Annotated in this window: 11 protein-coding genes and 4 pseudogenes; 9 read left to right on the top strand and 6 right to left on the bottom strand. The window is 68.4% G+C overall.

Features of this window, described 5'->3' with window-relative positions:
* Nucleotides 1-865 precede the first annotated feature (865 nt).
* Nucleotides 866-1,444 (bottom strand): TetR/AcrR family transcriptional regulator, encoded by a 579-nt coding sequence (locus ACIQU4_RS25990; protein WP_403731482.1) that lies wholly within the window; start codon nt 1,442-1,444, stop codon nt 866-868.
* A 91-nt stretch (nt 1,445-1,535) separates the two neighbouring features.
* Between ACIQU4_RS25990 and ACIQU4_RS25985 the strand changes: the two genes are divergently transcribed.
* The 6 genes and pseudogenes from ACIQU4_RS25985 to ACIQU4_RS25960 form a co-directional block, all read left to right on the top strand.
* Nucleotides 1,536-1,982, top strand: coding sequence for an anthrone oxygenase family protein (locus ACIQU4_RS25985; protein ID WP_403735203.1), 447 nt, complete (start codon nt 1,536-1,538; stop codon nt 1,980-1,982).
* Between the two features lie 311 nt (nt 1,983-2,293).
* Nucleotides 2,294-2,719: a DUF4267 domain-containing protein gene (locus ACIQU4_RS25980; RefSeq protein ID WP_403735200.1), complete on the top strand. Its 426-nt coding sequence runs from the start codon at nt 2,294-2,296 to the stop codon at nt 2,717-2,719.
* 182 nt (nt 2,720-2,901) lie between these two features.
* Nucleotides 2,902-3,281: pseudogene (locus ACIQU4_RS25975) on the top strand (transposase); the annotation flags it as partial.
* Nucleotides 3,282-3,468: 187 nt separating this feature from the next.
* Nucleotides 3,469-4,380, top strand: a complete 912-nt coding sequence (locus ACIQU4_RS25970) for a DUF4344 domain-containing metallopeptidase (RefSeq protein ID WP_403735197.1) — start codon at nt 3,469-3,471, stop codon at nt 4,378-4,380.
* 107 nt (nt 4,381-4,487) lie between these two features.
* Nucleotides 4,488-4,919, top strand: a pseudogene (locus tag ACIQU4_RS25965) (IS5 family transposase); the annotation flags it as partial.
* Nucleotides 4,920-5,199: 280 nt separating this feature from the next.
* Nucleotides 5,200-5,535, top strand: a pseudogene (locus ACIQU4_RS25960) (IS5/IS1182 family transposase); the annotation flags it as partial.
* A gap of 330 nt (nt 5,536-5,865) precedes the next feature.
* Here the strand turns inward: ACIQU4_RS25960 and ACIQU4_RS25955 are convergent.
* Nucleotides 5,866-6,954, bottom strand: coding sequence for an alcohol dehydrogenase catalytic domain-containing protein (locus tag ACIQU4_RS25955; protein WP_403735194.1), 1,089 nt, complete (start codon nt 6,952-6,954; stop codon nt 5,866-5,868).
* Between the two features lie 101 nt (nt 6,955-7,055).
* On the opposite strand from ACIQU4_RS25955, the gene ACIQU4_RS25950 reads away from it, so the two are divergent.
* Nucleotides 7,056-7,949 carry a LysR family transcriptional regulator gene (locus tag ACIQU4_RS25950; protein WP_403735189.1) on the top strand — a complete coding sequence of 298 codons (894 nt, stop codon included), beginning with the start codon at nt 7,056-7,058 and terminating at the stop codon, nt 7,947-7,949.
* Here the strand turns inward: ACIQU4_RS25950 and ACIQU4_RS25945 are convergent.
* The gene (locus ACIQU4_RS25945; RefSeq protein ID WP_403735187.1) at nt 7,933-8,094 is read right to left on the bottom strand and encodes an Imm7 family immunity protein; all 162 of its coding nucleotides are present in this window, start codon (nt 8,092-8,094) and stop codon (nt 7,933-7,935) included. The genes ACIQU4_RS25950 and ACIQU4_RS25945 overlap by 17 nt on opposite strands.
* 250 nt (nt 8,095-8,344) lie before the next feature.
* Here ACIQU4_RS25945 and ACIQU4_RS25940 point away from each other — a divergent pair, with 250 nt between their 5' ends.
* Nucleotides 8,345-8,491, top strand: a complete 147-nt coding sequence (locus ACIQU4_RS25940) for a hypothetical protein (RefSeq protein ID WP_403735184.1) — start codon at nt 8,345-8,347, stop codon at nt 8,489-8,491.
* A 279-nt stretch (nt 8,492-8,770) separates the two neighbouring features.
* Here ACIQU4_RS25940 and ACIQU4_RS25935 read toward each other — a convergent pair whose 3' ends face one another.
* The 3 genes and pseudogenes from ACIQU4_RS25935 to ACIQU4_RS25925 all read right to left on the bottom strand — a co-directional run.
* A complete protein-coding gene (locus tag ACIQU4_RS25935; RefSeq protein WP_403735181.1) occupies nt 8,771-9,643 on the bottom strand; it encodes a hypothetical protein in 873 nt (290 codons plus the stop codon).
* Nucleotides 9,644-9,653: 10 nt separating this feature from the next.
* Nucleotides 9,654-10,217, bottom strand: a complete 564-nt coding sequence (locus tag ACIQU4_RS25930; RefSeq protein WP_403735178.1) for a papain-like cysteine protease family protein — start codon at nt 10,215-10,217, stop codon at nt 9,654-9,656.
* 180 nt (nt 10,218-10,397) lie between these two features.
* Nucleotides 10,398-10,834 (bottom strand): annotated as a pseudogene (locus ACIQU4_RS25925) (transposase); the annotation flags it as partial.
* A gap of 245 nt (nt 10,835-11,079) precedes the next feature.
* Between ACIQU4_RS25925 and ACIQU4_RS25920 the strand changes: the two are divergent.
* Nucleotides 11,080-11,622: a DUF6368 family protein gene (locus ACIQU4_RS25920; protein ID WP_403735175.1), complete on the top strand. Its 543-nt coding sequence runs from the start codon at nt 11,080-11,082 to the stop codon at nt 11,620-11,622.
* The last annotated feature ends 13 nt before the right edge of the window (nt 11,623-11,635 follow it).

The following is an 11,635-nucleotide window of genomic DNA, read 5'->3' as shown; positions in this document are numbered from 1 at the left end:
ACAAAAGCCTCAACAAGCCCCAGCCGAACAGCCCCTACCCAACAACCACAAAAACACTGACATCACACCGACGAACCACCATCGACAAACACCCACACACCATCAGTCCGCTTCGCGGACCGGGGGCTCAAGTGCTACGCACGGAAGGTGACCCCGTTTCACGGGGTCCGGGCCTACGGCCCGTTGGGCCGGTCCGCTTCGCTCCCCCGCCCTGGTCTTTCCGGCTCCGCCTCCAGGGCTTGAAGCCCGCTTCGCGGCCGACGGCAGATCACCCCAAAAATTGCCGACCTCGAACTCACCGCCCTGTGCCGCGACGCACCGGACAGGCCGCCGGGCATCACCGCACCACCCTCTGATCACAACTGGCTGGAAGACCTCACCGATGGCTGCAACCGGTGAGTGCGGCGGTGAACTCCCGCCGTTCCAGGAACAGGAATTGGCGATTCTCCCGCGTTCCGGGCTGTCACCTGCGGTGGAGAGGTTCCGCCACGGCAGTGGTGAGTCACCGGTGAGTTCACCGGTCAAAGCGTTGCCGTTCCGTGACGGCGCAGGGCTGGTGACGGTGAGCCGGGCGGTGAGGCGGCGACCGTTCCATGGAGTGCATGCACAACCAGCACCCCACGGAAGGCACACCGATGACTCCTGTCCCCCGCCGCCGCGTGCGGCCAGCTTCCCGTTCAGCGGCCGCCCAGCCGCTGCGCCGCTCGCGTCCCGAGACGGTTCCGGTCCGCGGCTCCCTCTCACGCGGGCCGCGTCTGGCCCGGATCGGAGTGTGGGCCGCACTGGCTGCCGGCCCTCGGAAGCGTTGCCGCAGGCAGGCAGCCGCGCCCGTGGGCCCCGGCTGCGTGCCCGCCGGGGTGGTGTGTCAGACGATGGCGAGCCGGTCCACCAGCAGTTCCACCCTCTGCGCGGTGTCCTCCGGCGGCAGCCGTCCCGCCCGGGTCAGGGTGGCCAGCCCGTGCAGGGACGCCCAGAACACCTCGGTGAACAGCCCCGGGTGGACGCCGTCCCCGGCGACCTCGCCGAGGCTCTCCAGCAGCGCGGCGAATGCGTCCTTCAACGGCTCCGGGGTGTCCTCGTGCGCGAACGCCAGGCCGCCGTCGAGCTGGAACATGGCGTCGTAGACCGCCGGGTTGCGTTCGGCGAAGTCGAGGTAGGCGCGGGCGAGGGCGGTGACCCGGGTGCGAGGTCCGCCCGCGGCGGAGGTCGCGGCCCGCAGTGCCGCGGCCATCTCGGCGGCGCCCTCCAGGGCGACGGCGCCGATGATCTCGCGCTTGCCGCGGAAATGGCTGTAGAGGACGGGCTGGCTGTATTCGATGCGCTCGGCGAGCCGGCGGGTGGTGACCGCGTCCCAGCCCTGCTGCTCGGCGAGTTCACGGGCCGTCGCCACGATGAGGCGCTCGCGGTCCGCCCGTTCGCGCTGCTTGCGTTCCTGTACCGACATGATTCGATCCTAGCACCGCTAGACAATCGAGCGGCAGTAGTACTAGCGTTGCCTCATCACCTAGCGATGCTAGATCCCAGGAGGGGTCAACATGCTCAACGCACTCCAGGTCATCACCACCGTGGTCGTCGGAGTGATGGTGGGGGTGGAGTTCTCCGTCGCCTTCGTCATCAACCGGATCCTGAACGCACTCCCCGAGGACAGCGGCCAACTCGGCCGCGCCCACGGGGGCCGGATGCTCGGCGCCCTGATGCCGGTCTGGTACATCACCTCGCTCACCCTCGTCGCGGTCTGGGCCATCACCAGATGGCACCACCACGGCACCGGCCTGGTCGTCACCTCCGCCGCCCTGCTGATCCTCAGCGTGATCATGTCGATCCTGCTGCTCGTCCCGATCAACAACCGGGGCAAGACGTGGACCCCCGAGAACCGGCCCGCCGACTGGAAGGAGCAGATGAACCGCTGGGACCGCTACCACTACATCCGCGTCGCCGTCATCATCGCCGCTTTCGCCCTGCTGGTCGCCGCCCTCACCTGATACCACCGATGCCTCGACATGCGCTGGTTCGCCCCTGTATGTCGACGGCTTTTGCCCCGTCGGGGTGAGCAGGAGAGGGCGTCTGTTTTCTGACCCCGCGGGCCGAGGCCGCGCCGGTGCCAATCCCCCACTCCTCGGGGGCGGCTGACCACCGAAATCCCGACATTCGGGAATGCAGCTGCCGCTCAGATCCCACAACTGCGATCCCAGCAAGCTGCGCCCCTCGATCGGCCGCGTCCGCACGGCCTGACCAGGCCCACCCGACTCGGCAAGCTCCACCAAGCTCACGAAGACTCACCTGGAGAAGAACAATGTCGCTGAAGAAGATCAACACCGTCCTGGCCGCCGCCTCCATCCTCTTCATCCTCTGGTTCGGGACGGACTACATCCTGAGCCCGGAGACGACGGCGCCGGGCTACGGCCTGCCGAGCTGGCCAGCCGGCGACGGCGACGGCTTCCTGACCATCAAGGGAATCCGCGACGTCGTATTGGCCCTGGTTCTGGGCATCCTGCTGGTGACGGGTCACCGCCGGGCGCTGGGCTGGGTGCTGCTGGTGGAAGCACTCGCCGCGTACGGCGACATGACCAACGTGCTGGCCCACCACGGCTCCGTGGCCACCGCGCTCGGCGTCCACTGCCTGACCGCGACACTGATGGTGGTCAACGGCCTGCTGATCATGCGCGAGACCCACAACGTCACGGCCGCTCCGGAAACGCCCGCCCCGCAGCCCGCCTAAGAGCTGTCCCGTAACTGGGCGGCGCCTCCACACCGATCCCGGATCGAAGGGTGTCAGTGGCTGGTGACAGGATCCGGGTGTGCTGATCAAGGGATACGACGACGGCCCGTTGGTTGCGGGCGAGTGACTGCTGGCCCGCCCGGGCATCCCATTCCTCCGCGCCCGCTTCCTCGGCCTCCTCTTCGCGGAACGTGCAGACCAACATCGGCGCGGACAGTCGGCTTGTGGTCGCGAGCGCCCGCTACGCGCCGGGCAACAAGGCCGACGTCCACGTCTGGCGCCGGATCTGCCGGCCGCGGCAGCCGGGACGACAGTCACCGCCGACGGCGCCTACCTGGGCACCGGACTGATCGTCTCGCACCGCAGACAAGCCAGCCGCCCCCTCCTGCGCGGTCAGGAAGAGGACAACGCCGGCCACCGACGCGTTCGCGCCCGCGTCGAACACACTGTCGCCCGCATGAAGACCTGGAAGATCCTCCGCAACTGCCGCCAGAAACACGACGGCCTCCAACACGCGTTGCAGGCCGTCGCCACCGTGCACCACCTCGCCACAGCACGATGAAACAGCAGGTCAACCAGCCCCACTGCCCCGCCCGCCGAGCCCGACGGGTGGCACGCTGACACTTGAGTCCTCCTGGGCGAGCATCATGAACCCGAACGCGGTGGGGTGTCGTGCGCTGGTGGGAGGGTCGGGCCGAAATAATCGGGCGGTGAGCAGTGGTGGCTACTCGACCGTTGTGCGGACTGCTATGGCGGGCGTGCTCCTCGTCGTCGGCTTCACACTCGTCTCCTGCGGCGGCGATGACAAGGATGAGGCCAAAGGCAAGGTCGTGGTCGTCTACGAGGACGATGCGATCGCACCGAAGAACCGGCATGCCGTCGAGGTGGTCCGCAAGGCCCGTGTCCTGGAGCAGGCGGCCGAATGGGTGAACACGTCACTCGCCCTCCCGCATGACCTGGCCGTGAAGGTCACCGACAAGGTCCCGCCCGGGGTCGAGGATGCGGTCACTCAGCCCGACGGCAGAACGATCTACGTGCCCCCGGAGTTCCTCACGCAGGTCCAGGGAATCGCCGCCAACGTGGCCAAGACCGTCGAGCGTCCCACCGTGTTCCCCCAGGACAAGTACAACGCCGACGGCCTGACCGCGCTGTCGACCCAGTTCATCTTCGGCCACGAACTGGGCCACGCCCTGCAGCGTCAGCTCATGCTGGCGAACCTGGGACTCGAGGAAGACGCCGCCGACGGATTCGCATCGTTCTACACCGTCAACGAGGTGGGGTCGGCTCCCTCGCTCGCGGCTGCGCTCGTCTTCGACGAGCTCGCCCGCAAGGAGGGCAGGATGACCTTGGAAGGGCTCTCCAGCGATCACCCCGTCACCCAGGCGCGGGTCTTCAACTTCCTCTGCTACCTCGAAGGAAGCGACCCGAAGAAGTACGAAGGCCCCCTGGTCGGCGCCCGCTACCTGCCGAAGACCCGCGCCCCGCTGTGTCCGCAGGCTTGGGCGATGCTGGACCAGGGCTGGTGGACCCAACTCCAACCCCATTTCGCGGCCGCGTTCAAGGACCAGGGCAACAAGAACCAGGAAGACGCCCGTGCGCACCTGATCGCGGAGACCAAGGCCTTCGCGGAGAGACTCGACAAGTTCCGCAGCGGGCAATGAGCATGCGTCGCCCCCGATGCCCGGTCTGCTCATGGCGTAATGGCGTAGCGGACCGGCGCCGACGCCACTGCCCCGGTCGGCGCCGCGGACGGTGCCGCCTCCGGGGTGACAGTGGCAAACCGGGATCGAAGATCCACCTGATCACCGACCGGAATGGTCTACCGCTGTCCCTGGGCATCTCCGGCGCGAACATGCACGACAGCCAGGGCCTGGAGCCGCTCGTACGCGGCATCCCGCCCATCCGCTCCCGCCGCGGGCCCCGGCGCCGACGGCCGGCCAAGCTGCATGCGGACTGAGGCTACGACTACAACCACCGGCGCCGATGGCTCCGCCAGCAGGGGATCCGCCACCGCATCGCCCGCAAGGGCGTCTAGTCCTCACAGCGGCTGGGCCGGCATCGGTGGGTTGTCGAAAGAACCGTGTCCTGGTTGGCGGGCTGCCGCAGGCTCCACCGCCGCTATGAACGCAAAGCCGAACACTTCCTTGCCTTCGTCGGCATAGCCGCAGTCCTCATCGGCTACCGCCGGTTGATCCGGTGAGCCGGTCGGTCGGTCGGGAGCGACAGTCGGCCGACACCGGTGGTGTCAGCAGGAATAAAAGGCGAGCGGACCCACCGGATTCTGGTGGGGCCGCTCGTGTGTGCTGGGGGCGTCTGACGGCAGTAGTTGACGGCAACGTCAGCGGATGGGAGCTACACAGAGCGGTGGTTCGCTGCGGTCATCGGGCCGGCTGATGGCGTCTTCAGAGTGCTGGAGGGCGCGGCCGGGGCTGTGAACGTTCGCGTTATTCCCCAGGGGTAAGTTCACGTAATTCCCCAGGCTTGACCAGGTCGCCGAACACGCCGGCGACACCGTCCGCAAGGCGCTGGTTGACCAGGGCTTCAAGAGCCAGGTGGTCATGCACGGCGCCAACCTGGGCATCGACGTTGAGATCGTCGAACGCACCCCTCAGGACAAGGGGTTCGTGCCGCAGCCGAAGCGGTGGAGGGTCGAGCAGACCTACGGGATCTTGATACTGCACCGGCGTCTGATCCGCGACTACGAGCACCGCCCTTCGCCGTCCGCCTCCCGCGTCTGTTGGTCGATGTCCCACGTCGTGATCCGCCGCCTCACCGGCGCGAACGCTCCCACCTGGCGCGAACGCTCCCACCTGGCACGAACCGCAGGCGGTGACCGCATGAACATCCAGCCCCTGCTCGACGCGCTGGACCTCCAGGAGGACGCCGCCCGGGCCCAGGTCAACGACCTCCGCACACAGATCGGCGAACTGCAGGCCCGGCTGCGGGAGGCCGAGGCGCACCTCAAGCACCTCGCGATCACCCGGAAGACCGTCACGAGCCTTGCCGAGGTCGACACTGGCGGCTTCGCCAGGAAGCAGTAACCGGCCGAGCCCCGATTGGCTTCGTTCACGTCAAACAGCAGCAGTATGGCCGCCTGTGCTCGTAAGAACGGCGGTCGTGCGGGTGGTGGGGATCAGTGGGCCTTGTCAGCCAGCCGGTGGGGTGAGGCTGGTGCGGTCGAACGGGCCGCCGTGCGCGGCGGCGTACGTGATGGCGTCGTTGACGGCCTCGAGGCCGAACGACCGGACTCGTTCGGGGGCGAGATCCAGAGTGCCCGAGGTGAGGAGCCGGATGATGCCGACATTGGCTGTGCGCGGGTACATCCACTGCCCGCGCACGGTGATCGAGTTGCGCATGATCCATGGGTACGGGAGTGCGAGGTCGTCGCCACCGAGCATGCCGACGCCGCCCATGAGGACGACGCGACCGTACTCGCGGACGGTCATGGCCGCCGCGCGCGACGCCGAGCTGGGTGCGCTCGGCGGGAGCAGGTCGATCACCATGTCGATCGGACCGTCGGCCGCCGCGGACATCGCCGCGCGGTCGGTGGCCTCGTCTCCGGTCAGCGGGAGCGGGCGCAGACGCGGACCGAACCGGTCGGCGAGGAGGTCGAGCGCGGCCTGATTGCGGCCCGGGGCGACCACGCGGCCCGCTCCCATCGCGAGCGCGACCGCGACCGCGCTGCTGCCGAGGTTGCCGGTGGCCCCGCTGACGAGTAGCGTCTCGCCGGCTGCGAGCCCGCCTGCCAGCAGCCCGCCGTAGGAGATGGCGTGCACGGTGAGTGCGGCCCAGCGGGCCGGATCTTCCCCTGCCACGGTGGGCAGCGGGAAGACGTTCTCCGTCGGGACCCGCATGAGCTCGGCGAACGAACCGTCGTGCAGGTACCGGGCGAGCCGCGCACCGCCCTCGCCGCGCGAGCTCCAGCCCTGGAGCGTGATGTCGGGCGTCAGGGCGTCGTCCCGCGAGCGCACCGTCGAATCGCACCACACCAGGTCGCCGACGCGCAGCCGGGTGGCGTCCGGGCCGACGTGGATGATCCGCCCCACGCCACCGACACCGGGCACGACAGGAGGGACAAGGGGGTAGTTCCGCTTGCCGCCGAAGACCTCGGCCGCGTACGGCGCCACGCTGGCGGCGAGGACCTCGACCACCACCTCTCCGCCCCCGGCCTCGGGGTCGGGCACCTCCCGCACCGTGAGCGGGGCGCCGAACTGCGTCAGAACTGCTGCTCGCACGTGATGACCTCCGTGTTTGTCCCTGCTCGTGGGATCGACACTAGGAGCTGGGTGAGCATGCGGGAAGCGACGATCTGGCATTCGTGGTATGCGTATGTCGCATGGACATCTCCAGCACGGGACTGCGGGTCCTGCGGCAGATCGCTGAGTCCGGCAGCTTCACCGCGGCAGCTGCCCGACTCGGCTACACGCAGTCGGCCGTCTCACGCCAGGCCGCAGCCCTCGAACGCAGCGTGGGCACCACCCTGTTCGAACGCCGCCCGGACGGGGTACGGCTCACCCCCTCCGGCTTGACCCTGCTGCGGCACGCCCACACGGTCCTGGCCTCGCTCGCAGCGGCCGAGCGTGAGCTCACCGGCACCGTCCCGCGTGCCGAACTGGTGCGGCTCGGGGTGTTCCTGAGCGCGGGCGCGGCGATCCTGCCCATCGCACTCGCACACCTCGCGGCAGCCGGCCCACAGATCACGGTCACCACCAGCGAGGGCACCACGCCCACTCTGATCCGGGCGCTGCGCGCGGGCTCGCTCGACCTCGCCGTGCTGACGTCCCGCCCACCCCACCGGCCCTTCGACGGCGACTCGCCGCGCCTGCACGTCGAGACCGTCGCGGACACCGAACTGGTCGTGGCGGTGGCGTCGACCGGAGAGTTCGCCGGACGCACCACGGTGCACGTCGACGAGCTGGTAGACGCCGCGTGGATCGCCAGCCCATCATCGAGCTCTGAGCCTCTGCTCGGCGTCTGGCCCGGCCTGCCCGGACGGCCTCGCGTCATCCACTCCGCGCGCGACTGGCTGACGAAGCTCCAGCTGGTCGCCGGCGGCTTCGGTGTGACGACGGTGCCGTCCCGGCTCTCACCGGTGCTGCCGCCCGGGGTGAGCCTGCTGCGCGTCGACGGCGCACCCCCCGAGATCCGCCGGGTGCTCGTGGCGCGCCTCCCCGGCCACCCCGCCCCGGCGATCACGGCCGTCACCCGAGCGATCACTTCGACCGCCTGAACCGCCGCCAAGGCCGCGCACGATCGCGTGTACCCCTCCAGGCGATGCGAAGCCGGAGCTGATCCACGACCTGCCGCAGTCGGACGTCGTCCTCGTCCTCACCCGGGGTCTCCCTGACCGTGATCCAACCGCGGTACTCGAACACGTGAGCGTTCCTGGCAAGGTCAGCGGCGGCTCAACAGCCCGGACCACCGCAAGATCCGCCCGCCGCGAGGGCACCAGCGCATCGGCGTCCTCGGTGGACCAGGCGGACAGCGGACGCGGAAGCCTGGCCCTGTCCGCCGATCACCAATACCACGGACCCGGCTCTGGTGCATCGTGGGCTGCCGGCACACGTCTCACTCCTCTACGCGTTCGTGCCCGAATCGGCGCTGCCAGATCAGGACGAGGAGGGCATGCGTTCTCGGGCAGCGAGTTTCCCGATAGCTGATCTGCTCTTGGAGGAGGTCGTCACGACGTCCGGCTTCGTCGCCGTCACCGTTCCGGGACTCCAGGCGATCGTCGATGCGTTCCGCGCCCAGTGGCTCGGGTTGCGCCCGTAGAACGGCCGCTTCGGGGCGCGGCCCGCCGCCCATGTCACGGTCGTCATGGAGGCAGACGACCCGGGAGCGGCCGCCCATGTCCGCGCTGCGATCGACAGCCGGCTGCCGCTGCGCCCCCGTACTGCAGTGGTCCAGCTGGCGGCGCTGACGGAGGAAGGCCGGCAGTCCGGCTCACCGCGCCGCTCGGTAGCCCGGACGGGCCGTAGACGCCACCCTCCAATCCCCCCGAACCGTCCCGGCTGGCTGCCGGGACGGAGCGAGAGCGCGTACGGGTCCGGCTCAGCAGGTGCCTGCGCGCCGGCGCCGGCGGAGCACGGCGGCCCCTCCCACGAGGGCGAGTGCCGCGCTGGAACCGCTGACAAGGAGCAGGGTGGAGGACGAGGCGTCGTCCGCCTTGCGTTGGGGGCTGTAGCCGCTGGAGTAGCCGTTGGTGTCGTACTCCGAGCCGGGCAGCTTGTCGGCGTAGCGGGCCTTGACCAGTTTCTGGTAGTCGCTGAGCGACACCGATGCCTGGCCGCCAAGGCCTTGCCTGGCCTCGTCGTTGAGGGGTTCGACGGTGGTGAGCTTGAGCTGGTACCAGCCGCGGATCTGTGGCTCGGTGAAGACCAGCGTGCCCAGAGTGGCCTTGCCGGCGTACGTGGCGTCGCTGTCTCCGTCGCGGATGGCCGCCAGGTGCCAGCCGCCGCCCTGAGTGGGGGCGAGCATGACGGTTGCGTTGCGGCCGTTCACGGTGGTGCTGAGCGAGGAGACCAGCTGTGTCAGCTTGACCGCCTCGGTGGGCAGTGGCTTGGCGGTGCCCGCGACGAACCCGGGGGTGATCTCGTTCCGTGCCAACGGGTCCTTGATCGTGAAGACCGGGAGGCCCTGGCACGGCTCGGCCGTTTCGGGGATCGTCTGCACCGGCCCGCCGGCACCACCGGTGGGCACCGGAGTGCGCAGGAATCGGCAGACGGCGTTGCGCACGTCGGTGGACTTCACCGCGTCGAGGGCGGCTTGATAGTCGGGGATGTCTGCCGGGAGAGGGTCCTTGTCCGGGGCCGCATGGACCGGACCGACGACAGACAGCAGTGCGGATGCACTCAGTGCGATGACGATGGACAGGCGGGAGAAGCGAGAGCCCGTCCGCTTGCCGGACATTTCGGTGTCGCGCATGTCGCCTGCCTTAGCGGGAAATACCGATGCGGGAGTGGGTCCACTTCGACGAGCTGTTGCTCACGTAGTCGTTGTAGTTCCACCACGTGTACGTGGTGGTGTCCGGCCAGGGGTCGGCCACGGCGATCGTGCTGTTGGACGTGTCGAAGCCGTAGACCACGTTCATGTGGCCGCCACCGGACGCCCACCCGATGCGGGCACCGATCGGCCGGGCCGCCTTGACATCGGTGTACACCTGGTTGAACGTGGCCGCGCTGTTCAGGCCCGAGCCGGTGTGGGCCATGCCGAGGCTGCTCCAACCCCTGGCCATGTCGTCGAGCGTGGCGGGTTGGTTGTTGCAGCCGTAGTAGGGCTGGGCCCGGTTGCAGAAGTCCGTCTGCGTGGAGCCTAAGCCCTGGAACTTGGCGATGGTCAACCCGGAGGCGACCCAGCACCACTGGGTCTTCTCCTGCTTCAGCATGCTGATGGTGTCCTGGCCCGCTTCCGCGTGAGCCGTGCCTCCCTGGGCCGCGAGCGATCCCAAGGCGGCCAGCACGATGGCCGACGCCGTGGTTCCATACCTGAATTTGCCCATGTTCCTGCCTTCCCCCTGATGGGTGCAACGAGATGAGCGGGGCGATCTGATGCGAATATGACACCGCAGCATTCCGAAGGAATAGGGCGGTTACATCAATTCAACCCCTACTGATTACTTGTCATGTAATCGTGCCAATAACGGCTGTTTCATTTGGGTCGGGTGCTATCCCGTGATGCACTCCCGCGGGCCCTCCGCAAGGGCGATCAGCTCCTTGGTTCCGTCCAACCGCACCCCGAGCAGGACCAGCACGCACGAGTGCGCCTGCCCGAGGCGGACCTTGGGGTGCACGCCGTCGGCCCACACGTAGACGAAGTCGCGGTCCGACAGGTCACGCTCCTGGAATGCGGAGTGCTCGTCGCCCCACTGCTTCGTCAGCCGGGTCACCCTGGCTGGCGACAGCCCGGCCGCGGTGACCACGGTGCGGGCCGGTGGTGGCCGTTGCGGACCACGAGGCGTCGGCCGGCCTCGTCGGTCTCTCCTGCCAACTCGGCAATGTACTGGTTGACTTCCGCCTCCAGCGCGGCGGCAAGCATGCGTCGGGCGCCTTCGCGGACGATCTCGTCGATCACGGAGCCGGACTGGGTGGAGCCGTCGGCGGTGACTACGCTGAGCACGAGCATGCCTTCCCGACCCTCGCTGCAACGCGGGCCTATTCGGTGACCATCGAAGGATCATTCGGGAAGGTACGCCCTCCGCGTGCCTCTCGGAACCGATCCACAGGTCTTGAGCCTTGCTCCAGACCGACTCCCCATGAGGCGTACAGGTGCTGCTCGTTCTCGGGTTCTGGCTCAGGTTGTGTGGTGAGGGCACGCTGAGTAATCGGTTGGGGATGGGAGCCCAGGCTGGCTAGGCTCGCGTCATGAGCGGTCCGGTGTTGGTGATTGAGTTGGCGGAGCCCGTCCCACCCGTATCCATCCAGCGGCTCCGGGAACTCCTTGTCCGTTCCTCATCTCACTTTGAGGAGAAGCGGGTCGGCGAGTACGACCTGAACATTCACGCGGAGAGCCTCGGCATCGCCGAAACCGGGGGCATCGACGGACGCCGGCCCGTCATGGTCTCTCTCATGGGACCCGGCATCGGCGACGAGAACATCTTCGAGGCCGAGCACGCCGACGAAGTCGACCAGAAACCCCTCATCGGATTCACCCCGACCCACGCCGTCGACGTCATAGCGTTCTGCAACAGGCCGGTCGACCACGTCGTCACGGCCCTGCTGACCGCTGCTGTCATGGACGTGATCGGCGGCGTCGCCAACGCCGAACTTCTTGAGGATCAAGTCCCGATCGTGACCGACCTTCCAGGCATCATCGCGACGATGACGGATCCGTGGCCTGCCGCCTACGGTTCAGCGGAGTTCCTCAGAGCGTGGGCTCGGCAGCCCGGCTTCCGGCTCCTGAAGTAGTTGCAGACCAACT

The sequence above is a fragment of the Streptomyces sp. NPDC090741 genome (assembly GCF_044769045.1).
Taxonomy (GTDB): Bacteria; Actinomycetota; Actinomycetes; order Streptomycetales; family Streptomycetaceae; genus Streptomyces.
This window is presented reverse-complemented; position numbering and strand designations above follow the sequence as displayed.

Bases quoted from the DNA above. Each gene is read 5' to 3' on its own strand.
- ACIQU4_RS25950 (WP_403735189.1), top strand. From the start codon at position 7,056: ATGGACATCTCCAGCACGGGACTGCGGGTCCTGCGGCAGATCGCTGAG.
- ACIQU4_RS25935 (WP_403735181.1), bottom strand. From the start codon at position 9,643: ATGCGCGACACCGAAATGTCCGGCAAGCGGACGGGCTCTCGCTTCTCC.
- ACIQU4_RS25990 (WP_403731482.1), bottom strand. From the start codon at position 1,444: ATGTCGGTACAGGAACGCAAGCAGCGCGAACGGGCGGACCGCGAGCGC.
- ACIQU4_RS25930 (WP_403735178.1), bottom strand. From the start codon at position 10,217: ATGGGCAAATTCAGGTATGGAACCACGGCGTCGGCCATCGTGCTGGCC.
- ACIQU4_RS25940 (WP_403735184.1), top strand. From the start codon at position 8,345: ATGCGTTCTCGGGCAGCGAGTTTCCCGATAGCTGATCTGCTCTTGGAG.
- ACIQU4_RS25970 (WP_403735197.1), top strand. From the start codon at position 3,469: ATGGCGGGCGTGCTCCTCGTCGTCGGCTTCACACTCGTCTCCTGCGGC.
- ACIQU4_RS25980 (WP_403735200.1), top strand. From the start codon at position 2,294: ATGTCGCTGAAGAAGATCAACACCGTCCTGGCCGCCGCCTCCATCCTC.
- ACIQU4_RS25920 (WP_403735175.1), top strand. From the start codon at position 11,080: ATGAGCGGTCCGGTGTTGGTGATTGAGTTGGCGGAGCCCGTCCCACCC.
- ACIQU4_RS25985 (WP_403735203.1), top strand. From the start codon at position 1,536: ATGCTCAACGCACTCCAGGTCATCACCACCGTGGTCGTCGGAGTGATG.